Here is a 26,727-nt window from a genome sequence, read left to right as displayed (position 1 = left end):
AAAGGTCTATGCCGCCCCCCTTTCATGCCAATTTGTTCGCCCTGACCGTCGCTCGCTGCTGCTGCCATGACATCGGCGGTTTCGTGATTGCCAATAGATTGGTGCAAAGTAACCTGACCCCATTGCGCCAAATCCGCTGGGCGGGCCTGACGGTGGCGCACGGAGTCGTGGTGTGATTTGCGTCGGTGTCCGCGCGGCTCGGTATACTGGTACGGCTCAAACTATGGCGCCGCCCGCAGGCGCGCCGTCCGTCAGATGAGGAGTCGCCCATGACCCAGCCCTTGCCCTGGGAAAAGAACGCCGCGGTGCCCGTGCCGCCCGCGCCGGAACCCGTGCCGCTCGATGCATATGTTGCCCCTGCAGTGCCGGAGCCCGAGCTCGTCCCGCTTGACATCTACGACGCTCCCGCGCCGGCGCCCAAGCCCGCCAAGCCGCTCGTCGACATCGACAGCCTTAATCCCGCTCAGCGCGAGGCGGTCCTGACCACTGAGGGCCCGCTGCTGGTGCTCGCCGGCGCCGGCTCGGGCAAGACCCGCGTCTTGACCTTCCGCATCGCACATATGCTCGGCGACCTGGGCGTTAAGCCCTGGCAGATCCTTGCCATCACGTTTACCAACAAGGCTGCGGCCGAGATGCGTGAGCGTCTGGCGGCACTCATTCCCAGCGGTACCCGCGGCATGTGGGTGTGCACCTTCCATGCCATGTGCGTGCGCATACTGCGCGAGGACGCTGACCTGTTGGGATACACCGGTCAGTTCACCATCTACGATGACGATGACTCAAAGCGCATGGTGCGCGACATTATGCAGGCGCTCGGTATCGAGCAAAAGCAGTTCCCCATCAACATGATCCGCAGCAAGATCAGCTCGGCCAAAAACGCCATGATCGGCCCCGAGGACATGCTCAAATCCGCCGACAGCCCCAACGACAAAAAGGCCGCACAGGTCTACCTGGAGCTGGAACGCCGCCTGCGCGCCGCCAACGCGATGGACTTCGACGACCTGCTCGTGCGCACGCTCGAGCTGCTGCGCACCCGCCCCGAGGTGCTCGACAAGTACCAAGAGCGTTTCCGCTACATTAGCGTCGACGAGTATCAGGACACCAACCACGTCCAGTACGAGATCGCCAACCTGCTGGCCGCCAAGTACCAAAACCTCATGGTCGTGGGCGACGATGACCAGTCCATTTATAGCTGGCGTGGCGCCGACATCACCAACATCCTGGACTTTGAGCAGGACTTTAAAAACTGCAAGACCGTTAAGCTGGAGCAGAACTACCGCTCCACGGGCCATATCCTGAGCGCCGCCAACGCCGTGGTGCGTCACAACTCGCAGCGCAAGGACAAGCGCCTGTTTACGGCCGAGGGCGATGGCGAGAAGATCCAGGCCTTCCAGGCAAGCGATGAGCGCGACGAGGGCCGCTGGATTGCCGGCGAGATTGAGAAGCTGCACTCCAAGGGCACGAGTTACGACGACATCGCCGTGTTCTACCGCACCAACGCTCAGTCGCGTATTCTCGAAGATATGTTCCTGCGCGCAGGCGTGCCCTACAAGATCGTGGGTGGCACGCGATTCTTCGACCGTGCCGAGATCCGCGACGTCATGGCCTATCTTAAGATGATTGTGAACCCGGCCGACGAGATGAGCGTCAAGCGCGTCATCAACACACCTCGCCGCGGCATCGGCTCCACCTCGATCCAAAAGATCGAGCAACTGGCGCGCGACAACCGCTGCTCGTTCTTCCAAGCCTGCGAGATCGCAACAGCCGAGACGGGCATGTTTAGCGCCAAGGTGCGCAATGGCCTGTCGAGCTTTGTCTCGCTAGTGCGCGAGGGTCGCCGCATGGACGGCGAACTCAAGGACGTCGTCGAGATGATCGTCGATAAGACGGGCCTGCTGCAGGCTTTCCGCGCCGAGGGTACCATGGAGTCCGAGAGCCGCGCCGAGAACATCCAGGAATTCCTGGGCGTCGCTGCCGAATTTGAGGAGACGCACGAGGACATCGAGGGTACGCTCGAGAGCTTGGAAGAGCTGCGCGCAGCCGGTGTTGCCGATGTGCCTGCCGGCGCCGAGCCCGAGTCCGTCGTGGTGAGCGCGCCCGCGCCCGAACCGGGGCCATCTGCCCCGGCATCCTCGTTTGAGGCGCTCGTCGGCGCGCGCGATGCCGCAGGTTCCAATCCGCTCGATAGCCTAACCGCCCCGGCGCTCTCGCCGCAGGATGCCCTGGCCGCCGCCATCGCGGGCAACGCGTATGCCGCGCCGACGGAGATGCCGGCGGGTGCCGTGCATGCCGACGAGATCGAGCGCACCTACGGTCCGCTCACCTGTAAGGCGCTGCCGGCACTCATGGAGTGGCTGGCCCTGCGCTCCGACTTGGATTCCCTGGCCGGCGAGACGCATGCCATTACCATGATGACCATCCACTCCGCCAAGGGCCTGGAGTTCCCGGCGGTGTTCGTGGCCGGCATGGAGGAGGGCATCTTCCCGCACGTACACGACTTTGGCGGCAGCGATGACCCGGGCAAGCTCGAGGAGGAGCGTCGCCTGGCCTACGTTGCCATCACGCGCGCCCGTAAGCGCCTGTTCTTGACCTATGCGGCCACGCGTCGCACCTACGGCTCGACTTCTGCCAACCCGCGCTCGCGCTTCCTCAACGAGATTCCGTTTGAGGATATCGAGTTTAGCGGTATCGGTTCTGCCGGTTTTGAGGGCACGGGCTGGGAGAAGCGCGGCGACCGTCGCGGCACCTTTGGTTCGGGCATGGGCTCGGATATGTACGGCGGCAAGGTGTTTGGTTCGCATACGCGCTCGACCGGCGGTTCTGGTTCACGTGGTGGATCGAGCTTCGACGATTTCTTTGGCGGCAGCAGCTACGGGACCGAGCGCCATCGTGGGGTCTCGCCCGACGCCGGCCGTGTTGCCTCGACTTTTGGCTCGGGCGCGCCGCGAGCCAAAAAGCCGTCATCTAAGGTGTCGCCAACGGTGGAACGCAAGGTCGATCGCGCCAGCGCATCGCAGGACTTTGCCGCGGGCGATACCGTGAGCCACAAGACCTTTGGTACGGGTACCGTGATCTCGGTCGCCGGAGACATGATCGAGGTTCAATTCGAAAAGACCGGCCAGACCAAAAAGCTAATGAAAGGTTTTGCACCGATCGTCAAGCTGTCGTGATCCCGGCGGACCTGGGCGGGCGTATGGGGCAACATCGCCTGCTCGGGCAGTCCTGCGCAAGACGGAGAGCACATTAAGTGCTCTCCTTTGCGTGCGGAACTCGCGATCGATGTTGTCCCATACGCCCGCCCAGGTCCTTGGGTAACGTTGCTTGCGAACGCCGCTCCGCTCGTCCGCTTTTTGATTTGGAGAACCGGGTGGGCTGATATGTAGATACGAGTAGGGGCTCCTCCGTTGGTGGACGGGGGAGCCCCTTGTTGCGTTTGGGTTGTTGGTGCGAACTAGAGGTGGCTGATGATCAGTTCCATCTTGCCTTCGAGGTCGATGGAGCTGACGGTGCTGGGGGCCAGCAGATGGCTTCCCTTGTGGACGGGGTCGCCGCAGACGGTGCCTTCGCCGTCGATGACCGACAGGCACATGAAGGGCCAGCGCTGCTCCAAGGTCTTGCTGCCGTCGACGCGCACGCGATCGACGGTGTAGCAGGGGTTGGACTCGAGCTCGGTCACACCGTCGACCTCAGGCGCGTTCACCGTGCCGTCGGTCGGAGCCTGAACATCAAAGTCGATGCAGTCGAGGCTCTGCTTAATGTGCAGCGGGCGCAGCTTTCCGTCGGTGCCGGGGCGGTCGTAGTCGTACAGGCGATATGTCACGTCGCTCGACTGCTGCGTCTCCAGAATCAGCGTGCCGGTCTTGATGGCGTGAACGGTGCCGGAGTCGATCTGGAAAAAGTCTCCCTTGTGAATCGGCAGCACGTTGAGCATGTCGTCCCAACGGCCCTCCTCGATCATCTGTGCAGCCTCGGCGCGGTCGTGTGCGCGCTGGCCGACGATAATCGTGGCACCGGGTTCGCAGTCCAGCACATACCAGCACTCGGTTTTGCCCAGGCTGCCGTTCTCGTGCTTGGCGGCGTACTCGTCGTTGGGATGAATCTGGATCGAAAGGTCGTCCTTGGCGTCCAGAATCTTGATGAGCAGCGGGAACTCCTTGCCCTCGCAGTTGCCAAAGAGCTCGCGGTGCTCGGCCCACAGCCACGACAGCGTGTGGCCGGCGTACGGTCCCTCCGCAATCTGGCAGTCGCCGTTGGGATGGGCCGAGATGGCCCAGCACTCACCGATGGGACCCTCGGGAATGTCGTAGCCAAACACGGTCTCCAACTGGCGGCCGCCCCAGATCTTCTCGTGGAAGATCGGCGTGAGTTTAATCAAATCGGACATGTGCATACTCCCATAAGGTTGTGCGGGTGCCGCGTAAGACGGCTCAAAACGAGCGCCCGCGTGACTACAAAAACCTATGCCAACGTTACGTTGTGCAACTCAAAGCGATCGCCAACGTTGCGCGAGATCGAATACTCAAAGGCGGCGCCGCTGTCCAAAAAGCCAATCTGGGTGAGCTCGAGCAGGGGAGAGCCAAGTTTGGTGTCCAGACGCTCGGCTTCTTCCTCGGTTGCTGCCACGGCGCGAATGGTACGGTGGAAGCTCGAAATCTTCAGCCCACATTGCTCGCGGATGAAGCGGTAGACCGATCCGTACAGGTCCTTCTTTTTAAGGCCTGGAATCAGCTCGAGGGGCATGTAGGTGTACTCGATAACGATGGGCTTCTCATCGGCCTGACGCACGCGCACGACGTGATAGACAAAGTCATCCTCGGCCATTCCCAGCTGGGTCGCAACCTCTGCCGGTGGATTGACGATCGAGAAATCGTAGACCACCGAGGTCACTTTCTCCCCGCGATGCTCGTACGAAAAGCCTTGGGCACGGTCGTTTTTGCCTTGAAAAAACACCTGGCCGGGAAGCCCCGCCGTGTCCTTGACGTAGGTGCCCGATCCGCGCCGGCTGGTAATAAGGCCTTCCTCGGTGATTTGTTCAATAGCTCGTTTGACGGTGATTTTGGAAACGTTATAGAGCTCGCAGAACTCAACGACGGTGGGAAGCTTGTCGCCCGGTTTAAGAGCGCCACCCTCAATACTTCGACGAATATCTGCAGCTATCGCCTCGTATTTGGGAATCAAGGAACCTCCTTTCCAACTTGATTGAGAATAAAAGAAAGTATAGTCAACACCTAAGTATCTCTATTGAGTTATTGAAAAGTTCGAGAAAGATAAAATTAAAAGTCGCCCCGCTTGTAATATTAGAGCGTTTTAAATGATAAACATCTGAGTAGTGTCGTGTTGAGAAATGATCGGTCCGAGGACGGGGCCGAACCGATATAACACCCAGCGAACCGAATCTCGTACTCTGCGCTTCCCCAGATAAAACCTGCCAAAACAAACCTGTCCTTTTTGGTAGGTTTTTGCCTTGGGAGCGGTACCATACAGGCAATGTTTAAACGAGAAAGGCGGGCTCCCATGGAACCTAAGCAGTATTACATCGGCATCGACGTCGGCGGCACCTCGGTCAAGGAGGGTCTGTTCGATGAGGACGGAAACCTGCTTGCCAAGGCCAGCGTGCCCACGCCTCCCATCGTTGACGCTGCGGGCTTTGCCGCGGTGACCGAGGCTATCGACCAGGTGGTCGCCAAGGCCCAGATTCCGCGTGCCTTTGTGTCGGGCATTGGCCTGGCCGTTCCGTGCCCCATCCCGGCATCGGGCGATGCCAAGGTTAAGGCGAACATCGCCATCAACCTGCCCGAGCTCAAGATCGCCATCCAGGAGCACTGCCCCGACGCGGTCGTTAAGTACGAGAACGACGCTAACGCCGCTGCTATGGGCGAGGCCTGGCTCGGTTCTGCCAAGGGCGTGCAGAACGTGGTGATGGTCACCATCGGTACCGGCGTGGGCGGCGGCGTTATCGTTAACGGCGACGTGGTATCGGGCGTTATGGGTGCTGGCGGCGAGATTGGCCACATGTGCCTGAACCCGGCCGAGGAGCGCACCTGCGGCTGCGGCGGCCATGGCCACCTGGAGCAGTATTCCAGCGCCACCGGCGTGGTGAGCAACTACCTTGCCGAGTGCAAGAAGGCGGGCGTCGAGCCCATCGAGCTGACCGGCCCCTCCGATTCCAAGGACGTGTTCCAGGCTTGTCGCGAGGGCGACAAGCTCGCGCTGGCCGCGGCCGATACCATGGCCGACTATCTCGGCCGCGCACTGGCGCTTATTGCCAACGTGGTTGATCCCGAGATGTTCCTCATCGGCGGCGGCGCCTCCGCCTCGGCCGATGTCTACCTCGACAAGGTTCGCGAGCACTTTAAGCAGTACGCGCTTTCCGCCTCGCGCGAGACGCCCATTAAGGTCGCTTCGCTCGGAAACGACGCCGGCATTATCGGTGCCGCCTACGTAGCCCTGCGCGCCGCCGGCAAATAGCTGGTGCAAGGGGGACAGGTTACATTGCACCAACATGGTGCAAAAGGGACAGCCTTGGCCCCCGTGCCTGCGCCCCAAAATATGCCGTGGCCCTTCCGTCTGCGAAGGCTCGGCATCGGCGTGCTACCATAGCTACGTCCAAGCACACATATCAAGTGGAGGATATCCATGGCAAACGTTCTTGTCTTTGGTCACCAGAACCCCGATAACGACGCCATCATGAGCGCCGTCGTCCTGTCTCAGCTGCTCAACCAGGTTGAGTATGCCGGCAACACCTACGAGGCCTGCGCCCTTGGTCAGCTTCCGGCCGAGTCCGCCAAGCTGCTCGCCGACGCCGGCATTGCCGAGCCCCGCGTGATCGAGTCCGTCGAGGCCGGTCAGCTCGTCGTCCTCACCGACCACAACGAGTCTGCCCAGTCCGTCGCCGGTCTTAAGGACGCCACGGTCTTTGGCGTCGTCGACCACCACCGCATCGGCGACTTCGAGACCGCCGGCCCGCTGCACTACATCTGCCTGCCCTGGGGCTCCAGCTGCACCATCGTCACCAAGCTCGCCGGCGTGCTCGGCGTTGAGCTTTCCGACGTTCAGACCAAGCTGCTGCTCTCGGCCATGATGACCGACACGCTCATGCTCAAGAGCCCCACTACCACCGATGTCGACCGCGCCGTCGCCGCCAAGCTCGGCGAGCAGGTGGGCGTCGACCCGGTCAAGTTTGGCATGGAGGTCTTCCTCACCCGCCCGTCCGGCTCCTTCACCGCAGCCGAGATGGTCGGCAACGACATCAAGATGTTCGAGCCTGCCGGCAAGAAGCTGCTCATCGGCCAGTACGAGACTGTCGACAAGACTCGCGCACTCGGCATGATCGACGAGATTCGCGAGGCCATGCGCGCCTACGCCGCCGAGAAGGGTGCCGACGGCATCGTCCTGTGCATCACTGACATCATGGAGGAGGGCTCGCAGGTCCTGCTCGAGGGCGAGACCGAGGCTGCTCAGAAGGGCCTGGGCATTGCCGACGAGCACGACGGCGTCTGGATGCCGGGCGTCCTCTCCCGTAAGAAGCAGGTCGCTGCCCCCATCATGGCCGCCTGCTAGGTTTAGTTGACCAAACGCCACGACCGGATCGCGGAAGCCCCGCGCTCCGGTCGTTTTTTGTGCACGGCGCCGCGTCGTCTCTTGGACAGGCGTGCCCGTGCCGTTGAGCAAATAATGTTCAACCTGTGGTTCCGCTTTTCGGCCACGCTTGCGCGCTTGTCGTACAGGGTAGGCTAGATGCAAGCGTAATACGTTAGAGCGCGGCGCCGCTACTTGGGCGGGCCGTGCTTTTTTAAGACGGGAGCCATCCCGTGAAAGGAGCCGCCCATGGCAGCAACTGAGCAGCTGTTCAACGTTCGCGAGCGCAAGCGCTTTGAACGTCACGACATCTGGGAGCGCATCGCCGAGAACGGCACGATTTCCGCCGCCGTCATGGTCTTCGCCGCCATCGCCGCCGTCATTTGCGCTAATACCGATGCCTACGAGGCCATCCATCACTTTTTGGAGACCCCGCTGTATGTGGGTCTGGGGCATTTGACGGCTGGCCTCACCGTCGAGCTTTTCGTCAACGACTTCCTCATGGCGATTTTCTTTTTGCTGGTGGGCATTGAGCTCAAATATGAAATGACGGTCGGCGAGCTCAAAAACCCGCGCCAGGCTATGCTTCCCATGCTGGCGGCCGTGGGCGGCGTCGTCGTTCCCGCCTGCATCTATCTGATCTTTAACCATGCCGGCGCGCACAACGGCTGGGCCATTCCCATGGCAACCGATATTGCCTTTGCGCTGGGCGTGCTGTCGCTTTTGGGCAATCGCGTGCCCAACGGCGTGCGTGTGTTCTTCTCGACGCTCGCCATCGCCGACGACCTCATCTCCATCGCCGCCATCGCCATCTTCTACGGTCAGAGCCCCAATCCGTTTTGGTTGGGCGCCGCCGCGCTTGTGACGTGCGCGCTCGTGTGGCTCAACAAGACGCAGCACTACCGCCTTGCCCCGTATTCGGTGCTGGGCCTGCTGCTGTGGTTCTGCATGTTCAAGAGCGGCGTGCACGCTACGCTTGCCGGCGTCATCTTGGCCTTCACCATCCCGGCCAAGTGCGGCGTCAAGCTCGATAGCCTCACCGATTGGTTGGGCGAGTGCCTGCCGCTGCTCGATGACCGCTACGACGACGAGGCGCACATCCTGGGCCAGCATGACTTTACCGTCTCGACCACCAAGGTCGAGCGCGTCATGCACCGCGTGACCCCGCCGCTCATCCGCATGGAGCGTCTGATCTCCACACCGGTCAACTTTGTGATCCTGCCGATCTTTGCGTTCGTCAACGCACAGGTTCGCCTAGTGGGCGTGGACATGAGCACGCTGCTCACCGACCCGGTGACGCTCGGCGTGTACTTTGGCATGCTGCTGGGTAAGCCGATCGGTATCTTTGGCATGACGTTCGCCTTGGTCAAGCTCAAGGCCTGCGAGCTGCCGCACAATGTCAACTGGCATATGATTGCCGGCGTGGGCATTCTGGGCGGTATCGGCTTTACCATGTCGATTCTCATCAGCGGCCTCGCCTTCCCGACGGCCCAGTTTGAGGTTCTGGCTGCCAAGGCCGCTATTCTCGCCGGCTCTGTCACCGCGGCCGTACTTGGCATGATCTACATGAGTGTGATCTGCAAGCACCCGGCGCCCAAGGACGAGTAGGCGCGTAGAAACAGACGCCAGAGCCTGCTCGAGCGCGTGTGAAATGCGGTTTTGAGTGGTACTTGCCACCTGCCGGACACCCCAGTGGCAAAAAACGCCGTTTGTGAGTACTGTCACAAACGGCGTTTCATTTTAGGCGCGAAAAATAATGTACAAATCTATTTTGTCTGTGCATTAACGATTGTGTGGCTGGACGAAAAATGCCGATGCATCCTTCCAAAACCGGACACAAAAGGCCAAGACTGGCCTTTTTAATTCAAAATCGCTGTTACTAAAAAAGTAACAATACTCATATTTGCTATTTTTTGACCACAGGCCCCAATGACTAGGTTTATTCTACGGTGCCGTAGACGGCGCCCCAGCCGTGGGCGGCCAAGGCGGAGTTGAGCTGGTCGCAAAGTGACTGGCGGTCGTAATAGCCGGGCGGTAGCAGGTTGACGATTTCCATGAGATCGGGCGCCAGGTCCAAGATTTCGGCCTGTACGATCAGATCCAGGCGGTCGATGGCGTGGCGGTCGTAAAACAGCCCGTCGACCAGGCGCTGCAGGTCGCCGAATTCCTCGGCCTGGAACGATCCGTACTCCATAGTGCCTCCTTGAGCGCTCCACGCCGGCATGCGCGGCGATTCGTAATTCATTGCGATGGACTTAATCTATCACGGCTTCATAACGTTGCGACGGTGGCGGTCTATACTTAGAAGAATTGCAACGTACCGCTTCGTGAAAGGTCGCACCCATGCAGACGATCTACCAGAAGATGGAAACCACCGAACTCGATGCCGCCATTGAGGCGCTCAAGGCCGAGGTCGCCGAGGTCAAGGCCAAGGGCCTGGCGCTCGACATGGCCCGCGGCAAGCCGTCGCCCTCCCAGGTGGACATCTCTCGACCCATGCTCGATATCCTTAATGCCGATGCCGATCTGCACGACGGCAATGTCGACTGTTCCAACTACGGCTGCTTTGAGGGCATTCCCTCGGCACGCAAGCTGGCGGGGGAGTTCCTGGGCTGCCCCGCCGAGCAAACGCTCGTGCTGGGTTCGTCGAGCTTGCTGATCGAGCACGACATCGCCGGCATGTTCTGGCGCTGCGGATCGTGCGGCAGCGAGCCCTGGGAGGCTTACGAGGCCGCGCACGACGGCAAGAAGGTCAAGTTCCTGTGCCCGGTTCCCGGCTACGACCGCCACTTTGGCATCACCGCCGATCTGGGTATCGAGAACGTCCCCGTCGCGATGACTGACAACGGCCCCGACATGGACGAGGTCGAGCGCCTCGTTGCCGCCGACGATTCCATCAAGGGCATCTGGTGCGTGCCCAAGTATTCCAACCCCACGGGCATCACCTTTAGCGAGGACACCGTGCGCCGCCTGGTCGAGATGCCCACGGCTGCACCCGATTTCCGCATCTTCTGGGACAACGCCTACTGCGTGCACGACCTGTACGACGAGACCGACGAGCTCGCCAACATCTTTGACCTCGCTCGCGCAGCGGGCACCGAGGACCGCGTGGTGGCCTTTGCATCGACGTCCAAGATCACCTTCCCGGGCGCCGGCATCGGCTTTATCGGTGCGAGCCCTGCGGTTATCGCGGAGTTCTCCAAGTGCCTGAAGGCTGGCCTTATCAGCGCCGACAAGCTCAACCAGCTGCGTCACGTGCGTTTCCTTCCCACCATCGAGGCGGTCAAGGAGCATATGAAAAAGCATGCCGAGTTCTTGCGCCCGCGCTTTGAGGCCGTTGAGCGCAAGCTCACCGAGGGCCTGGGCGATACGGGTTGCGCCACTTGGACGCATCCCCGCGGCGGCTACTTTGTGAGCTTCGATGGTCCCGAGGGCTCGGCCCAAAAGGTCGCCGCGCTTTGTGCTGACCTGGGCGTCAAGCTCACGCCGGCTGGTGCTACCTGGCCTTATGGCAAGGATCCGCGCGACACCAACATCCGCATCGCGCCGAGCTATCCCACGGTCGAGGACCTGGAGGCCGCGCTCGATGTTCTGGTGCTGGCTGTGAAGCTGGTCGCTGCCGAGCTTGCTCGTGCCGAGCGCGCCTAACGCGTAGGACCCCGCAAGTCCGCGCCCAGTACTATCCGCACTTTCGATACGTAAAGGAGCGTATACATGGATTTGGGTATTTCCACTAACCCCACGCCGGAGCTCTACACCATCAAGGTGGCCGGCGAGATTGATATCTCTAACGCCGATAGCCTGCGTAATGCCATCGACTTGGCACTCGAGCAGCCCACCGAGGCCGTTGAGCTTGACTTTGCCCAGGTGAGCTATATCGACTCGACGGGCATTGGCGTGCTTGTGGGCGCCGCTCATCATGCAGCCGATCACGGTAAGCGTTTTGGCTGCGTCAATGTGCAGCCCCAGGTGATGCGCGTGGTTCAGCTGCTGGGCGTCGACCAGGAGATTTCGATCACGGCGGCATAATCTTTGCCCCCAAAAGGGCGTGCCGTTTGGCATATGTTTGTGATGCGCTCGGACGTTTTGGCGTCCGGGCGCTATACTTGACCGAATGAATAGACGAGTTCCGGCCGAATGGCGCGGTGCGGGCTCGACTCACATCGAGCCTTGGAGGTATGTGTGTTTGGTATTGGAGAGGGTGAGCTGGCAATCATCGTGGTCTTCGGCTTTTTGCTGTTTGGCCCGGATAAGCTCCCGCAGATGGGCCGCACGATCGGCCGTGCCATCCGTCAGTTCCGCGAGACGCAGGAAAAGATGACGGCCGTTGTTCAGTCCGAGATCATCGATCCGGTAAGCGAAGCCGCGTCGGCCCCGGTCAAGCCCAAGAAGGCTGCCGTCGATGACGATTCCGATGCGGACGAGGATGCTGCCGGGACGGCTGCTCCCGCAAAGAAGGAGACCTTTGCCGAGCGCCGTGCCCGCCTTGCCGCCGAGAAGGCCGCGAGCGAGGGTGCCACCGAGGGCGAAGGTATTGCCGAGGAGGCCAAGGGTGCAGAGCCTGCCGCCGCTGCTGCTGCCGCAGCCGAGCCCGAGCCTGCTGCAGAGCCGGAGCCCGAGCCCGAGCCGGCAGAGCCCACGACGGCTGACCTCTACGCCCGTCGTCCCCGCAAGCGCAAGGCCGTCGTCGACCAGCTCGCTCGCGAGCTCGAGGCCGAGGACGACGCCGCTGCCGCTGACGCCCCGAAGGGAGGCGATGAGTAATGCCTATCGGACCTGCGCGAATGCCGCTCTTCGATCACCTGGGAGAGCTCCGTCGCCGCCTGACCATCGTGGTCGTGTCGGTCTTTGCCGCCGCTATCGTGCTGTATTTCGCCACGCCCGTGGTGCTCGATATCCTGGAAGACCCCATCCGCTCCTTTGTGCCGGACGGTAAGTTCTACATCACCACCACGCTCGGCGGCTTTGGTCTGCGCTTTTCGTTGGCCATCAAGATGGCTGTTGTCATGTGCACGCCCATGATCATCTGGCAGATTCTGGCGTTTTTCCTGCCGGCGCTTCGCCCTAACGAGCGCAAGTGGGTCGTGCCTACGGTGCTCGCCTCGACGGTGCTGTTCTTCCTGGGCGCAATCTTTTGCTACTTCATCATCATCCCTGCAGGCTTTGAGTGGCTCATCGGCGAGACCTCGGCCGTCGCCACGGCGCTGCCCGATCTGGAGAACTACGTCAACATGGAGCTGCTCTTTATGATCGGCTTTGGTGTGGCGTTTGAGCTGCCGCTCATTATCTTTTATCTGTCCGTCTTCCATATCGTGTCCTATGCGGCCTTCCGCAGTGCCTGGCGTTACGTATACGTTGGTCTGCTTGTGGGCTCGGCTGTGATTACGCCCGACGGCTCGCCCGTTACGCTGGGCCTCATGTATGGCGCCCTGCTCTCGCTCTACGAGATTTCGCTCGCCATCGCTCGCGTGGTCATTACCGCGCGCGAGGGCAAGGAGGGCTTGTTCGTGAGTCGTCTGGACCTGTTCTCGGACGACGAAGAGGACAGCGAGGAGTAAATCGGTATGCACGAGGTTGGCATTGTCAACGGCATGCTCGATACAGTGATTCGCGCGGCGCGTGGGGCGGGGGCCTCGCGCGCCGTTTTGGTAACGCTGCGTATCGGGGATATGACCGAGGTCGTGCGCGAGGCGCTCGACTTTGCATGGGAGACGTTTCGCGACGAGGACCCGCTCACGCGCGGCTGCGAGCTTGCCGTGGAGGAGGTCCATCCGCAAAGTGAATGCTTGGACTGCGGCGAGGTCTTCGATCACGACCGCTTTCATTGTCGCTGCCCCCAGTGTGGCGGCGCCAACGTGCGCCTGCTGCACGGTCGCGAGCTCGACATCGCAAGTATCGAAATCGAAACCCCCGACGATTAGCCCGCTAGCCATCTGGTGATGGGGTATAAAGGGGCCAAAGTAAGGAGTGCCGAGTATGGCCGAGAAAACGATTGATATCGCGTCGCCGATTCTGTCGCGCAATGAGCGCCTGGCAGATCAGCTGCGTCAGCGATTTAAAGAGACAAACACCTATGTGATTAACGTCTTGTCGAGCCCCGGTTCGGGCAAGACCACCACGATTTTGGGCACCAACGAGCGCCTGCGCGACAAGGCGGGCCTGCGTTGCGCCGTCATCGAGGGCGATATCGCCTCGGACGTCGACGCCATCACTATGAAGGAAGCCGGTATGCCCGCCATCCAGATCAACACGGGCGGCCTGTGCCACCTCGAGGGCAATATGATCATGGAGGCCGTCGACGCCTTCGACCAGGCTGTGGGTCTTCAAAACATCGACGTCATCTTTATCGAAAACGTGGGTAATCTGGTCTGTCCGGTCGACTTTGACCTGGGCGAGAACCTGTCCATCATGATTCTTTCGGTGCCCGAGGGCGACGACAAGCCCATCAAGTACCCGGGCATCTTCCAACACGCCGGCGCGCAGCTGCTCAACAAGGTCGACGTGGCTCCGGCTTTCGATTTTGACATGGATAGGTATACTAAGACACTCGATGACCTCAATCCGCAGGCGCCGCGGTTTGCCGTGAGCGCGCGCAAGGGCGAGGGCATGGATGCCTGGTGCGATTGGCTCATCGGGCAGATTGAGCAAGCAAGGGCGTAAGTCGGCCGCCATACGGGCGGGCGTAGCCGCAGAGATACGAGATAGGAGCCTCTTTTGAAGCTCATCATCGCCGAGAAAAACGACGCCGCGCGTCAGATTGCCGAGCGGCTGTCCACGGGTAAGCCCAAAAAGGACAAGGTGTACAACACCGCCATCTACCGTTTTGAGTGGAAGGGCGAGGAGTGCGTGACGATCGGCCTTGCCGGTCACATCCTTGCGCCCGATTTTTGCGACAGCGTGCTGTTCGATAAAAAGCTGGGCTGGTATTCGGTCACCGAGGACGGTGAGATGCTGCCGGCCGATATGCCCGATGGCCTGGCTCGTCCGCCTTACGACACCAAGCGTAAGCCGTTCCTTGCCGATGGCATTTCCATCAAGGGCTGGAAGCTCGAGAGTCTGCCTTACCTCACCTGGGCGCCCGTCATTAAACTACCGGCCGAGAAGGAGCTCATTCGTTCGCTCAAGAACCTCGCTAAAAAGTCCGACAGCGTCATCATCGCCACGGACTTCGATCGCGAGGGCGAGCTGATCGGCTCGGACGCTCTCAACAAGGTGCGCGAGGTTGCGCCGGACTTGCCGGTTGCCCGCGCCCAGTACTCTTCGTTTACCAAGGCCGAGATCACGCAGGCCTTCGATAATCTCGTCTCGCTCGACCAGAATCTGGCTGACGCCGGCGAGAGCCGCCAGCACATCGACCTCATTTGGGGCGCGGTGCTCACGCGCTACCTGACGTTAGCCAAGTTTGGCGGCTTTGGCAACGTGCGTTCCGCCGGTCGCGTGCAGACGCCGACGCTCGCCCTGGTGGTCGAGCGCGAGCGCGAGCGCATGGCGTTTGTGCCCGAGGACTATTGGCAGATCCGCGGCATGGGCGCCGCGCAGGGTGCTGACGAGGACGACCGCTTTAAGATTGCGCACAAGACGGCGCGCTTTACTGACAAGGATGCTGCTGAGACGGCGTACGGTCACGTTGACGGTGCCAGGACGGCAACCGTCGCCGCGGTGACCAAGCGCTCGCGCAAGCAGCAGCCGCCCACGCCGTTTGCGACCACCTCGCTGCAGGCTGCCGCCGCGGCCGAGGGCATCTCGCCTGCGCGTACCATGCGCATCGCCGAGTCCCTCTACATGGCGGGCCTCATCAGCTACCCGCGTGTCGACAACACCGTGTATCCCGCGACGCTCGATTTGGGCGCCGTGGTGCGCGACCTGGCAAAGATCAACCCGGCGCTGGCGCCCGTGTGCAAAAAGGTACTCGCTGGTCCCATGAAGCCCACGCGCGGTAAAGTCGAGACCACCGACCACCCGCCTATCTACCCCACGGGCGAGGGCGATCCGTCCACGCTCGACGGCGGCCAGCGCAAGCTCTATGACCTGATCGCCCGTCGCTTCCTGGCGACGCTTATGGGTCCCGCGACCATCGAGAACACCAAGCTCGAGCTCGACGTGAACGGTGAGCCGTTCGTGGCTTCGGGCGATGTGCTCGTGACTCCGGGCTTCCGCGAGGCGTATCCGTATGGACTTAAGCGCGATGAGCAGATGCCGCCGCTGGAGCAGGGCGATACGGTCGACGTGTTCGACATTAAACTCGAGGCCAAGCAGACCGAGCCGCCCGCGCGCTACAGCCAGGGCAAGCTCGTGCAGGAGATGGAAAAGCGCGGCCTGGGTACCAAGTCCACGCGTGCGAGCATCATCGAGCGCCTGTATGCCGTGCGCTATCTCAAAAATGATCCCGTTGAGCCGAGCCAGCTGGGCATCGCCATCATCGACGCACTGACGCAATTTGCCCCGCGCATCACGAGCCCCGATATGACCAGGGAGCTTGATGGCGATATGACCCGCGTCGAGCGCGGCGAGGATACCGAAGAGCATGTCGTGACGCACTCGCGCGCGCTGCTGGCTGGCGTGCTCGACGAGCTGCTCAAGCATACGCAGGAGCTGGGCGACGCCATCAGCGACGCCGTCACGGCCGATGCGCGCGTGGGCGCTTGCCCCAAGTGCGGCAAGGACCTGGTTATGAAGACGAGTGCTAAGACCCGTGGCAGCTTTATCGGCTGCATGGGCTGGCCCGACTGCGACGTGACCTATCCGGTGCCGAGCGGCGTCAAGGTAAGCCCGCTCGAGGGCGAGGCAGCCGTGTGCCCCGAGTGCGGCGCGCCGCGCATTAAGTGCCAGCCGTTCCGCCAGAAGGCCTTCGAGATTTGCGTGAACCCTACGTGCCCCACCAACTACGAGCCTGACCTTAAGGTGGGCGAGTGCAAGGTGTGCGCCGAGGCCGGACGCCATGGCGACCTGATCGCGCACAAGAGTGAGAAGAGCGGCAAGCGCTTTATCCGCTGCACCAACTACGATGACTGCGGTGTGAGCTATCCTCTGCCGGCGCGCGGTAAGCTCGAGGCGACGGGCGAGACCTGTCCCGAGTGCGGCGCCCCCATCGTGGTGGTCAACACGGCGCGCGGTCCGTGGCGCATCTGCGTGAACATGGACTGCCCGACCAAGGAGAAGAAGCCCGCCCGCGGCCGCAAGACTGCGACCAAGGCGAGCACGGCCAAGAAGACAACGGCGGCCAAGAAGACGACGGCTAAGAAAGCCACTGCCGCCAAGAAGACGACCGCGAAGAAGTCGACTGCCAAGAAAGCAGCCGCCGACAAGTAACGGCGCAGTCGAAACATTGCCCAAAACAAAAACGAGCGAGGATCTCATGATCCTCGCTCGTTTTTTGCGTAGTCATTGGGGGCGGTCTTTAATGACTAGTCGTTTAAGAACGTCGCATGCGACTAGTTCACCTCGACAGGCTTGGCGCCGGGATAGCGCTCCTCAAAGTCTAGGCGGTACTTATTGTCATTGGTGCCCGCCACGTTGTCGCGCGACAGCGGCGCCACAATCTCATTCTTGTGGTCCGCAGGCTTGTCGTATTTCAGGCTGATCTCCCAGGCATCACAGATTGCGTCAATGCGGTGATCCAGGTCGTCGTACAGGGCGATGATGTCCTTCCAGGAGCTGTAGTTCTTGGAGCTCGTCGGGACGTCTAGGTCCTCGACGATGTCGTAATACTGCTCGATGGTGTCCTCCGTGCGCTCGGCGACGTCGGCGAGATTTTGACGGGTGGTTCGATCCTCTTCCAGATAGCTGCCGTTGAAGTTCTGCGCGCAGCCACGGACCTGGCTATCGAGGTCTTCGAGCAGGTCGTAGTATTCGCTCAGGCGACGGTAGAGGTTCTGCTCGGAGAGCGTTGCTTCGCCGCCATCCTCGTCGTCATCGTCATCATCGTCGTACAGGCTGTTGGGATCGCCGAGAGGCTTTAGGTCATCGTCGTCGACGTCATGGTGCAGCTTAGCTACCTCGGCAGTCGTCTGCGTGGCGGCGTTGTCGAAAGGCTTGATCACAAAGAAAACGACCAGGGCGATGATGATCGCCACCAGCACAACGATAACGGCGATAAGCGGCCCGGTGCCGCTCTTTTTGGGAGCGGGGGTCTGTGGCGAAGCGGGCGCGTATGCGGGAGCCGGCTGCTGTTGGGGCGAGCCGCTCGCGACGGGTATGCGCTGCGTGGTCTCGACGGCCGCGGGGCCTGCGGCGGGGTCGGGGCGATGGGCGAGGGGGTCGTCCGCCTTGGCTTGCGGCGTATCGAGGGAACCGGTCTGCTCAAAAGCGGGCTGGCTATCGCTCGCGGTTGTTTGCTCAACGGGTGCACCGCACGAGGTGCAGAACTTGGCATCATCTGCAAGAAGCTTGCCGCACGAGGCGCAATACCGAGACATTGCCACTCCTTTCGCCACATTTCAATGCAATACGACGATTATACCCAGCGTCCAAAATTCCCCATCATAAGTTGCGGTGAAATAGGGACTGTTTGGCGGTCTCGGAGCTTCAATCAGTCCCTATTTCACCGCAACTTTGGAAAGGCACCTTTAGCCATTGGGGACGCACCGAGCACTGGGGTATCATGGCTTGGTTGCTATAACTCGCATTTACGCGCCTTGTAGGAAGGGGCTGCGCCCATGGCTTTTGAGCCCGCTCAACATAGCTTTATCACGCTCGAGGGCGTCGATGGCGCCGGCAAGTCCACGCAGGCGCGCCTGCTGGCCCGCGCGCTTGACCTTGCCGGTTACCAGGTTGTGACCCTGCGCGAGCCAGGTGGCACCGCCATCAGCGAAAAGATTCGTGCTCTGCTGCTCGACCCCGCCAACACGGCAATGGGCGATACTTGCGAGCTGTTGCTCTACGAGGCCGCGCGCGCCCAGCTAGTGCACGAGGTTATCGCGCCTGCCCTCGCGGCCGGCAAGGTGGTCCTGTGCGATCGCTTCTACGATTCCACGACTTGCTACCAGGCGTTTGCCGACGGCCTTGATCGCCAGATGGTGCGCGACGCCAACAACCTGGCCGTCGCGGGAACGCATCCGGCGCTCACGCTCGTCTACCACATCACGCCCGAGCAGGCGGCGCTGCGCATGGTAGACCGTGGCGCGGCCGACCGCATGGAGGCAAAGGGCATAGCCTTCCAAGAGCGCGTCTACCAGGGATTTTGCGCTATCGCTGCCGAGGAACCCGCCCGCGTAAAGCTCATCGACGCCACCGCGCCGATCGAGGACGTCTTCGCGCAGACGGTCGAGCAGGTTCGCGCGTACGGCCTCGATATCCCGCAGGATGCCGTCGTCGCCGCGCTTGCCCAGGAGGCCGAGTAGCATGGCCCCTGCGCAGACAAGCTTGCTCGCCAAGCTCGATACCCAAGAGCGCGTGCGCGACTTTTTGACCAACGCCGTCGCCAGCGGCCGCGCATCGCACGCCTATCTGTTCTTGGGAGCGCCTGGTGCCGGCAAGCTCGATGCCGCATGGGCGCTCGCCCAGGCATTCCTGTGCGAGCAGGATGGCTGCGGATCGTGCGACAGCTGCGTGCGCGTCGCGCGTCATACGCACCCCGACGTGCACTATTACACGCCCGAAAGCGCTACGGGCTACCTCATCGCCCAGACGCGCGAGCTACTCGACGACGTGCCCCTGGCGCCCATCCGCGCCAAGGCCAAGGTCTACATTATTGACCGTGCCGAGCAGCTGCGCGCTAACACCGCTAACGCACTGCTCAAAACGCTCGAGGAGCCGCCCGAGGGCGTTATGTTCATCCTGCTGGGCACCTCGGCAGACGTGATACTGCCCACCATCGTGAGCCGCTGCCAGTGCGTGCCGTTTCGGCTGGTGTCGCCCACCGTGGCCGCGCAGGCCGTGAGCCGCGCCACCGGTCAGGATCTCACGCGTTGTCGCATGGCGGTCGCCGTGGCGGGGAGTCCCACGCGCGGCATCGAGTTCCTTAAGAGCGCCGAGCGCCAGGACGCCCGCCGTCAGATGGTCCGTGCCATCGACTCACTCATTGCCGCCGACGAGGCTGACGTGCTCAGCCGCGCCAAGTCACTCATCGTCGCCGTCAAGGCGCCGTTGGCCGAGGTCAAGTCCACGCAGGAAAAGGTGCTCGAGCAAAATGCCGACTACCTGTCGCGTGGAGCATTGAAGCAGCTTGAGGACCGCAATAAGCGCGAACTCAACGCGCGCGAGCGTTCGGGTATCATGGAAGCGCTGGCGAGCGCGCGGACGCTCATGCGCGACGTGCTGCTGACGCTTCAAGATGAGGCGGCCGCCGTCGTGAACGAGGATGTGCGCGACACAATCGGTCGGCTTACCGCTGCGACCAATGTTGCGGGTGCCACCCAGGCGCTCGAAGCGGTCGCAACCGCCGAGCGCAACATCGCCAGAAACGTTACTCCCCAGCTGGCCATCGAGGTCATGCTGTTCGATATCAGGAAGGCACTGAAATGCCGTTAGTCGTACCCGTTAAGTTTACCTACGCCTCGCGCGACCTGTGGTTCGACCCGCAGGATCTGGATATCCTCGAGGCCGATTATGCTATCTGCTCCACCGAGCGCGGAACCGAGATCGGCCTGGTCACGGCGGACCCCTTCGAGGTGCCGCAGGGCGAGATCGGCCAGCCGCTCAAGCCCGTGCTGCGCGTGGCGAGCGACATCGACCTGCAGCTTGCCGATGATCTGGCCATCCAAGGCGACGAGGCCATGGTCGATTTCCGTCGCCTGGTCAAGGAGCTCGACCTCGAGATGAAGCCGGTCGGCGTCGAGTACCTGTTTGGCGGCGAGAAGGCCGTGTTCTATTTTGCGGCCGAGGAGCGCGTCGATTTTCGTCAGCTCGTCAAAGACCTGTCCTCGACGCTGCACATTCGCGTCGACATGCGCCAGATCGGCGTGCGCGACGAGACCCGCTTGGTGGGCGGCTATGCCCAGTGCGGACAGGAGCTCTGCTGCACGCGCTTTGGCGGACAGTTTGAGCCCGTCTCGATTCGCATGGCAAAAGAGCAGGACCTACCGCTCAACTCGTCCAAGATCAGCGGCGTATGCGGCCGCCTGATGTGCTGCCTGCGCTATGAGTTCGAGGCGTACAAGGACTTTAAGAGCCGTGCGCCCAAAAAGAAGACGCTCATCGATACGCCGCTTGGCAAGGCGCGTATCCAGGAATATGACACGCCGCGCGAGCAGCTGGTGCTGCGCCTGGAGAACGGTAAAGTCTTTAAGGTCAACCTGGCCGATATGACGTGCTCGGAGGGCTGCAAAAAGAAGGCCGCCGAGCAGGGCTGCAACTGCCGCCCCGACTGCGTGACGCGCGACGTGCTCGAGCGCATCGAATCGCCCGAGATGCGCCTGGCGCTCATGGAGCTCGATCGCGAGAACGGCGTCGACGTGGGCGATGGCCTGTCGAGTGCCGACCGTCTGGCCGGTACGTCGATGCCCAAGCGCCGTCGCCGCGATGCCGAATCCGATGCTCGCTCCGGTCAGGGTCAGGGCGAGGGTCGTGGCCGCGGAAAGGGCCGTGGCAAGGCCGAGGCGCTCGAGGCCGAGGGGGCGGCTGATGGCCGTCGCCGCCGCAAGCGTGCGGGCTCTGCCGATGCCGGCGAGGCTGCAGCCGCGGGCAAGAACGCCTCTCGCGAGCGCGAGGTTCAGCAGCCCCAGCAGCAGAATCGCGGCGGTGGCATGAACCCCACACGTCGTCGTCGCCGTCATCTGTCGAGCGAGGAGCGCGAGGACGCCTTCCGCGCCGCAGCTGCTCGCGAGGCTGGTGCCGCTTCCAAGGGCGCCTCGGCCTCCGACGCGCCTGCCGACAAGGGCGGCAAGTCACGTGGCGAGGAGGAGCGCGCGCCGCGTCCGCGCCGTCGCCATTCCTCGGGCGCGCAACAGAAGCCCTCAGTGCCCTCCGTGGCCGATCAGGTCTCGGATGGCGAGGTCAAGGTCACGCGCCGTCGTCCCGGAGATGGCGGGGGAGCGGCTGCCAAGGCTTCGCGTGGCGCCGCTCGCGACGAGCGCGAGCCGCGCGAGGATCGCGGTGGCGAGGGCTCGGCCGACCAGGGTCAAAAGCGCCGTCGCCGTCGCCGTTCCCGCAAGCCGCGCCAGGATGGTGGCGAGGGCTCGACCCCGTCTTCGTCCACACCACAACCGCCCGCCGGCGAATAACGCCCGCGAGCGGATTTAGCCCGCCTTGCCCCGAGCACATCGGGGTATCATAGCGCCGAATCAACAACCCTCCCTGCGACCGAACGTAGGGAGGGTTGTGTCTTGAAGAGCCATCTGAACATATTGAGCTGTCTGCAGGGTGCCGGTGCCCTACCGTTTGCGGACGAATTACTACCGTTTGCCGAGCGGGTGGCACGCGAGGCGCTCGAGACATTGTCGCCAACACGATGTGCCGGCTGTGAACGCGCCGATGCGCTTATTTGCCAAGACTGCCTGGCCGCGCTCACGCTCATCGACCCACGTCATAGCTGTACCCGATGCGGCGCCCCGTTTGGGGATTTGCTGTGCACTGAGTGTTCGGTCGAGGGCACGTCCTCGGCAATGGCGGAGGCGCTCGACCGCTGCCTGGCGTGCGCCGTCTATGCGCATCCGCTGCCGCGCATCATTAAAGCGTACAAGGATGCGGGCGAGCGACGTCTGGCTCCGTATCTGGCGGAGCTGCTCTACGACACCGCCCTGCATGCCCAGGTCGTAGCTCCCGATCGCTACGGAGGCGTGCTTTCCGGTGCGGATGCGGTGGTGTTTGTGCCTGCGACGGCGGCAGCGTTTCGGCGGCGTGGTTTTGATCATATGGAGGCTATTGCGCGCCCATTTTGCGAGCTGTCGGGTGTTCCTCTGCTCGATGCTCTCGTCAAGTACGGGCATGGCGACCAGCGCGAACTCGGTCGTGAGGAGCGCCGCGAGCGTGCCCGAGGTATGTACGAGACGGTTGAGGACGTGCACGGCCGCCGCCTGCTGCTTATCGACGACGTTATCACCACGGGTGCGACGATGGCAGCGGCTTCGGCGGAACTCAAGCGCGCCGGTGCCACGGCCGTTGATGGCCTCGCTATCGCACGCGTTTGGTAGGGGTGGTTCAGATGGCAATAAAGATCGGGCAGCGTGGCAAGCCTGCAAGCGAGCAGCTGGCTGCTTCCGTAATTCTGACGGGCGCCTCGGCGCTACGCATGATGCGCGCCGAGCGCCGACAAATGGGTTACATCAGCTGGAGGGACCTCAGTCCCGATGAAGAGTGCCGTGTGCTGCGCGCGTCGTCGCCCTCGATCGAGGACATCTATCTTCCCGACTTGGTGCGGATTGGGGCCGCAAGCGGCGAGGTGCAAGAAGATCTTTGCTTGCTGGTGGGATCTGCGGCGCAGCGCCGCCGCATGCCTGGCGTGGGCTGGTCCGTATGCTCCGAGTTGCCCGCCGGCTCGATTCTAGAGGTGGAACCAGGGGTGTACAGTCTATCTCCCGAGGCCCTTTGTGTTGCCGTCGCCCGCGAGGTCGGCTGTATCCAGGCATTTGCCCTGGCCCAGGAGCTGTGCTCTAAGATTTCGCTGAGTGACCGCGGGCAGTATCTACCTCCCTACACATCGCCTGTCGTGAACAAATTGGCAAAGGACAAAGACCAGCCGCCAGATGTCGGTTACTTTGAGGTCGAGTCCGTGCTGACACCCGATTGCCTGGTAGATTACCTCGCGGCATGCAAGGGGAATGTGGCCAAACAGCTGCTGCGCCTGTGTCCCTACCTGTCAGAAAATCTGCGCTCGCCCATGGAGTGCATCATGCTCGCTCTGTTTTCGCTTCCGTTTTCCTATGGCGGATTTGCCTGCGGTCCCTTTAAGACCGACTACAAGATCGAGTTCGATGACCGCGCGCAGGCAATCTCGGGGATGCCGCATGCAGTTTGCGATGCGTATCAGGAAACAGCCCGGTTTGACCTGGAATACAACGGTGAGCTGGGCCATTCCTCTCGGAGGGGGCGTATCCATGATGAAAAGCGCAACACGGGCTTGATTACTATGGGAATCGAGGTCGCGACGGTCAACAACGAAATGCTCTGTGACATGGAAGCGATGGAGGCGCTCGCATGGCGCATGCACCAGCGTATGCGAAAGCGGTACCGGAATCGTGTCGATGCCCGCAGGAAAAAGCAAGAGGCGCTGCTTAACACGCTGCGGGCGTGTTTTGGGCTTAAACCCGCCTAACAATGCTCTGAAACAGGGGGTTGGATATATGCTCTGGCCAAAATATAGCAAATATGAGTACTGCTATAAATTCAGTAACAGCAAAATCAGGGATTTTGGGACTGGAAGATGGCGTAAATTAGAAAGTTATTAAACAAATGTGGAATATCCCGGCATCAATCTGACGTTATAGAGCGTGAAAACAGCTTGCAGAGCCAAAAACTCCTGCTACTAAATTGGTAACAGTACTCATATTTGCTATTTTTTGGCCACGGCGCCCTAAGACGGGTGTGTTGGGGCTTTCCATAGGGGAGCGACGGGCTCAATCAGAGCGCGTGCGGCCCGTCCTGACCTGCGAAATCTGTACTCGCGATGCGAATAACGCCCCTAACCTTAAACTTTAGCTTGAACTTAGCTATAATGCGCTACGTTCCTGCCAGGCTGTGGTTGCGGGCGGACGAAATGCCCGTCCTAGTCCAAGACAGACGCGGTCAAAGGGATCCACGTAAGCGACCGCGTGCGCGCGGCGCGATCATGGCGCGTCCTAGATGTAAGCCGCACCGTCCGTTCTACTTTCTTTGGGGCAATACCGCCTCGCGGGCGAGCGGGCCAGTCGTGAAGGTGGCTGCGGCCTCCCGAGCAAACACCCCGGTGCGCAAGTGTGGGGTCAAATACCAGGTCAGCTGGTGGGAACAACCTGATATTCCGCGCAACGCACGGATCGTATACGACACAGAAGGCAGGGTAGTGGACATGGTGAGGGGCAGCTTGATGCACGCGGCTCGGTTAGGTGCTGGGACCGCAGCGGTCATCGCCGTTTTGGGCCTGAGCGGATGCGCGTTCAACCCGCTGTCTACGTTCACGACTCCCACGATCGACCAGATCGAGTACGAGACGGTCACGCCGGCGGTGTCGGACGATGCCCTGGTCACTCCCGGAACCCTGACGGTTGCCCTCGATACTTCCGATGCGCCGCAGGCCATGCAGGGCGCCGACGGCGAGCTCACGGGATATGCGGTCGACGCCGCCCGCGCCCTCGCAAGCCGCATGGGCCTTAAGGTCGCCTTTGTCGATGCGTCCTCGGCAGGTTCCGCGCTCGGCGACAAAAAGGCTGATATCTTTATCGGCGAGATCAACTCCACAGACGGGGACGTTAGCTCGCTCGGCACCTGCCTGTACGATGCCGCTTCTGTGTTCGGTAAAACCAGCGATGGTGGGTCGCTAAGCGTTTCCACCGATACCCTTAACACGTCTACCCTGGGTGTCCAGATGTCCTCGGCCTCGCAGGAGGCGCTTGCCAAGCAGAGCATTGCCGCCAACCAAAAGACCTACTCCAACATCAACGAGTGCTTTGAGGCGCTCGAGTCCGGCGAGGTCGACTATGTGATCTGCGACTCCACGGCCGGCGGCTACCTTGCACGTCTGATGAGCGAGATCTCCTATGTCGGTGCGCTCGAGGCACCCTCGACGCTTGGTGTTGCGGGCCTCTCATCCAATGACGAACTGTGCCGTGCCGTGAGCGATGCCCTCGACGGCATCACGGTCGACGGTACGCTCGAGGCGGTCCACTGCGTCTGGTATGGCAGTATGCCCTACGACCTCACCACTAAGACGGTTTCGGGCGCTAACGTGCAGCCGGGCGACTCTGAGTCCAGTGAGACCACGTCCTCCGGCAGCGAGTCCTCCGATTCCAACAATGAGACCGCATCCTCCGAGGACAAATCGTCCAGCCAGGAAGGCGCCATCACCGACGACGACATTAACAAACTCAATAGCTAGTTATTGCTAGGGGTGGTGTCTCCTATACGTTGGAAAGGACACTTCTTCACGGTTTCAACACGCACTGCCGGGTTTCCCCAATAGGGGAGCCCGGCTTTTTCATCCCTATAAAACCAGCAGGTCAAAGCCAATTTTCGAGACCAAATACAAATCTGTGGGCTCCCTCCTATAGCGCACTTTGCCATGGAAAAGTACGAGACATCGGTATGCGGTATCAAGCAATCGTTATTCGGGTCTTTAGGAATCCGCGTGATTAAATGCACGGCAATGGGTACATAGCCAGTACAGTAAGTCCCCGAGGCAGATTGGAGCCACGTATGGATATCAAGGTTTCTGGACGCAAGACGACGGTAACCGATGCTCTGCGTGCGCATGTGGATGAGAAGATCGGCGAGGCGCTCAAGGTTTTCGATATCGAGCCCATGACGGTCGACGTTGTACTTCGCTATGAGAAGAACCCCTCGAACCCCAACCCGGCAATCGTCGAGGTTACGGTTCGTGCCCGCGGTTCGGTGATTCGCGTTGCCGAGCACGGTGCAGATATGTACGCCGCCATCGACCTCTCCGCCGATAAGGTCACCCGCCAGCTGCGCAAGTTCAAGACCAAGGTTGTGGACAACCGCCAGGGCGGTGCCAGCGCCGCGGATGTCGCACCGGTCGAGCGCGTCGAGGATCTGGCCGACCTGCTGCTGCCCGAGGAAGAGGACGACCTGCTCGTCCGCGAGAAGGTTATCGACGTTACCCCGATGACTGAGGAGCAGGCGCTGGTGCAGACAGATCTGCTGGGCCACGACTTCTACGTGTTCGAGAACGCGACGACTGGCCTCATCAATGTGGTGTATCACCGTAAGAATGGTGGATATGGCATCATCAAGCCCCGCATCGAAACACTTGACGAGTAAAATACGTTAACTTGCATGAGTTAACGGTTGGCGGCCATCCCATGCGGGTGGCCGCCTTTTTACGTAAGGAGTCGCTTTGATGGACAAGGCCGCATCCGCCGGTCATTCGGACCGTTGCCGCATCGTCGTCGATACCTGCTGCGACTTTAGCCCCGAGGTCGCCGCGAACCTCGATGTCGATATCCTGGGTTTCCCCTTCATTATCGATGGCGAGGAACGCACGGATGACATCTGGTCGAGCATCACACCCAAGGAGTTTTACGATCGCATGCGCGCCGGTGCCCGCGTGTCCACCTCGGC

The 26,727-nt window shown here is 61.5% G+C and carries 23 protein-coding genes; 19 read left to right on the top strand and 4 right to left on the bottom strand.

Annotated elements, in window-relative coordinates; genetic code table 11:
- Positions 1 to 269 precede the first annotated feature (269 nt).
- Positions 270 to 3,170, top strand: coding sequence for an ATP-dependent helicase (locus AB5Z54_RS07860; RefSeq protein ID WP_368161078.1), 2,901 nt, complete (start codon positions 270 to 272; stop codon positions 3,168 to 3,170).
- A gap of 281 nt (positions 3,171 to 3,451) precedes the next feature.
- Here the strand turns inward: AB5Z54_RS07860 and AB5Z54_RS07855 are convergent, their stop codons facing one another.
- Both AB5Z54_RS07855 and AB5Z54_RS07850 read right to left on the bottom strand, forming a co-directional pair.
- Positions 3,452 to 4,384 carry a type I phosphomannose isomerase catalytic subunit gene (locus AB5Z54_RS07855; protein WP_438265575.1) on the bottom strand — a complete coding sequence of 311 codons (933 nt, stop codon included), beginning with the start codon at positions 4,382 to 4,384 and terminating at the stop codon, positions 3,452 to 3,454.
- A gap of 74 nt (positions 4,385 to 4,458) precedes the next feature.
- Positions 4,459 to 5,178, bottom strand: a complete 720-nt coding sequence (locus AB5Z54_RS07850; protein ID WP_368161076.1) for a GntR family transcriptional regulator — start codon at positions 5,176 to 5,178, stop codon at positions 4,459 to 4,461.
- A 336-nt stretch (positions 5,179 to 5,514) separates the two neighbouring features.
- Here AB5Z54_RS07850 and AB5Z54_RS07845 point away from each other — a divergent pair, with 336 nt between their 5' ends.
- The 3 genes from AB5Z54_RS07845 to nhaA all read left to right on the top strand — a co-directional run bounded on the left by AB5Z54_RS07845 (position 5,515) and on the right by nhaA (position 9,186).
- Positions 5,515 to 6,468: an ROK family protein gene (locus AB5Z54_RS07845; protein ID WP_368161074.1), complete on the top strand. Its 954-nt coding sequence runs from the start codon at positions 5,515 to 5,517 to the stop codon at positions 6,466 to 6,468.
- A gap of 168 nt (positions 6,469 to 6,636) precedes the next feature.
- Positions 6,637 to 7,560 (top strand): manganese-dependent inorganic pyrophosphatase, encoded by a 924-nt coding sequence (locus tag AB5Z54_RS07840; RefSeq protein ID WP_368161072.1) that lies wholly within the window; start codon positions 6,637 to 6,639, stop codon positions 7,558 to 7,560.
- Between the two features lie 267 nt (positions 7,561 to 7,827).
- A complete protein-coding gene (gene nhaA, locus AB5Z54_RS07835; protein ID WP_368161070.1) occupies positions 7,828 to 9,186 on the top strand; it encodes a Na+/H+ antiporter NhaA in 1,359 nt (452 codons plus the stop codon).
- A 331-nt stretch (positions 9,187 to 9,517) separates the two neighbouring features.
- Here the strand turns inward: nhaA and AB5Z54_RS07830 are convergent, their stop codons facing one another.
- Entirely contained in the window at positions 9,518 to 9,772 is a 255-nt protein-coding gene (locus tag AB5Z54_RS07830) for a hypothetical protein (protein WP_022093864.1), read from the bottom strand.
- Positions 9,773 to 9,921: 149 nt separating this feature from the next.
- On the opposite strand from AB5Z54_RS07830, the gene AB5Z54_RS07825 reads away from it, so the two are divergent.
- The 7 genes from AB5Z54_RS07825 to AB5Z54_RS07795 all read left to right on the top strand — a co-directional run bounded on the left by AB5Z54_RS07825 (position 9,922) and on the right by AB5Z54_RS07795 (position 16,887).
- Positions 9,922 to 11,226 carry an aspartate aminotransferase type Ic gene (locus tag AB5Z54_RS07825; protein WP_368161068.1) on the top strand — a complete coding sequence of 435 codons (1,305 nt, stop codon included), beginning with the start codon at positions 9,922 to 9,924 and terminating at the stop codon, positions 11,224 to 11,226.
- A 66-nt stretch (positions 11,227 to 11,292) separates the two neighbouring features.
- Positions 11,293 to 11,607, top strand: a complete 315-nt coding sequence (locus AB5Z54_RS07820; protein WP_368161067.1) for an STAS domain-containing protein — start codon at positions 11,293 to 11,295, stop codon at positions 11,605 to 11,607.
- Positions 11,608 to 11,760: 153 nt separating this feature from the next.
- Complete coding sequence (locus tag AB5Z54_RS07815) at positions 11,761 to 12,342, top strand: twin-arginine translocase TatA/TatE family subunit (RefSeq protein WP_368161065.1); 582 nt, start codon at positions 11,761 to 11,763, stop codon at positions 12,340 to 12,342.
- Positions 12,342 to 13,136, top strand: coding sequence for a twin-arginine translocase subunit TatC (tatC, locus tag AB5Z54_RS07810; RefSeq protein ID WP_250787271.1), 795 nt, complete (start codon positions 12,342 to 12,344; stop codon positions 13,134 to 13,136). The genes AB5Z54_RS07815 and tatC overlap by 1 nt, the downstream gene beginning before the upstream one ends.
- A gap of 6 nt (positions 13,137 to 13,142) precedes the next feature.
- On the top strand, positions 13,143 to 13,499 hold the full coding sequence (gene hypA / locus AB5Z54_RS07805; protein WP_118256865.1) for a hydrogenase maturation nickel metallochaperone HypA: 357 nt from the start codon (positions 13,143 to 13,145) through the stop codon (positions 13,497 to 13,499).
- Positions 13,500 to 13,554: 55 nt separating this feature from the next.
- Positions 13,555 to 14,238 carry a hydrogenase nickel incorporation protein HypB gene (gene hypB / locus AB5Z54_RS07800; RefSeq protein ID WP_055310413.1) on the top strand — a complete coding sequence of 228 codons (684 nt, stop codon included), beginning with the start codon at positions 13,555 to 13,557 and terminating at the stop codon, positions 14,236 to 14,238.
- 54 nt (positions 14,239 to 14,292) lie between these two features.
- A complete protein-coding gene (locus AB5Z54_RS07795; protein ID WP_368161063.1) occupies positions 14,293 to 16,887 on the top strand; it encodes a DNA topoisomerase I in 2,595 nt (864 codons plus the stop codon).
- Between the two features lie 122 nt (positions 16,888 to 17,009).
- On the opposite strand, the gene AB5Z54_RS07790 is transcribed toward AB5Z54_RS07795, so the two are convergent.
- Entirely contained in the window at positions 17,010 to 17,993 is a 984-nt protein-coding gene (locus tag AB5Z54_RS07790; protein WP_368161061.1) for a zinc-ribbon domain-containing protein, read from the bottom strand.
- A gap of 240 nt (positions 17,994 to 18,233) precedes the next feature.
- On the opposite strand from AB5Z54_RS07790, the gene tmk reads away from it, so the two are divergent.
- The 8 genes from tmk to AB5Z54_RS07750 all read left to right on the top strand — a co-directional run.
- Positions 18,234 to 18,917 carry a dTMP kinase gene (gene tmk / locus AB5Z54_RS07785; protein WP_368161059.1) on the top strand — a complete coding sequence of 228 codons (684 nt, stop codon included), beginning with the start codon at positions 18,234 to 18,236 and terminating at the stop codon, positions 18,915 to 18,917.
- Position 18,918: 1 nt separating this feature from the next.
- Positions 18,919 to 20,046, top strand: a complete 1,128-nt coding sequence (locus AB5Z54_RS07780; RefSeq protein ID WP_368161057.1) for a DNA polymerase III subunit — start codon at positions 18,919 to 18,921, stop codon at positions 20,044 to 20,046.
- Positions 20,037 to 21,737: a PSP1 domain-containing protein gene (locus AB5Z54_RS07775; RefSeq protein ID WP_368161055.1), complete on the top strand. Its 1,701-nt coding sequence runs from the start codon at positions 20,037 to 20,039 to the stop codon at positions 21,735 to 21,737. The genes AB5Z54_RS07780 and AB5Z54_RS07775 overlap by 10 nt, the downstream gene beginning before the upstream one ends.
- Before the next feature lie 102 nt (positions 21,738 to 21,839).
- The gene (locus tag AB5Z54_RS07770; RefSeq protein WP_368161053.1) at positions 21,840 to 22,646 is read left to right on the top strand and encodes a ComF family protein; all 807 of its coding nucleotides are present in this window, start codon (positions 21,840 to 21,842) and stop codon (positions 22,644 to 22,646) included.
- A gap of 11 nt (positions 22,647 to 22,657) precedes the next feature.
- On the top strand, positions 22,658 to 23,767 hold the full coding sequence (locus AB5Z54_RS07765) for a hypothetical protein (RefSeq protein ID WP_368161051.1): 1,110 nt from the start codon (positions 22,658 to 22,660) through the stop codon (positions 23,765 to 23,767).
- Between the two features lie 732 nt (positions 23,768 to 24,499).
- Positions 24,500 to 25,525: a substrate-binding periplasmic protein gene (locus tag AB5Z54_RS07760; RefSeq protein ID WP_368161109.1), complete on the top strand. Its 1,026-nt coding sequence runs from the start codon at positions 24,500 to 24,502 to the stop codon at positions 25,523 to 25,525.
- 317 nt (positions 25,526 to 25,842) lie between these two features.
- On the top strand, positions 25,843 to 26,427 hold the full coding sequence (gene hpf / locus AB5Z54_RS07755; protein ID WP_035137685.1) for a ribosome hibernation-promoting factor, HPF/YfiA family: 585 nt from the start codon (positions 25,843 to 25,845) through the stop codon (positions 26,425 to 26,427).
- A 79-nt stretch (positions 26,428 to 26,506) separates the two neighbouring features.
- Positions 26,507 to 26,727: DegV family protein (locus AB5Z54_RS07750; RefSeq protein WP_368161049.1), on the top strand; the 221-nt coding region annotated here is incomplete at its 3' end.

It is taken from the genome of Collinsella aerofaciens, from assembly GCF_040910185.1.
GTDB lineage: Bacteria > Actinomycetota > Coriobacteriia > Coriobacteriales > Coriobacteriaceae > Collinsella > Collinsella aerofaciens_BF.
The sequence above is the reverse complement of the archived record's forward strand: the minus strand, read 5'-3'. Positions and strand labels throughout refer to the sequence as shown.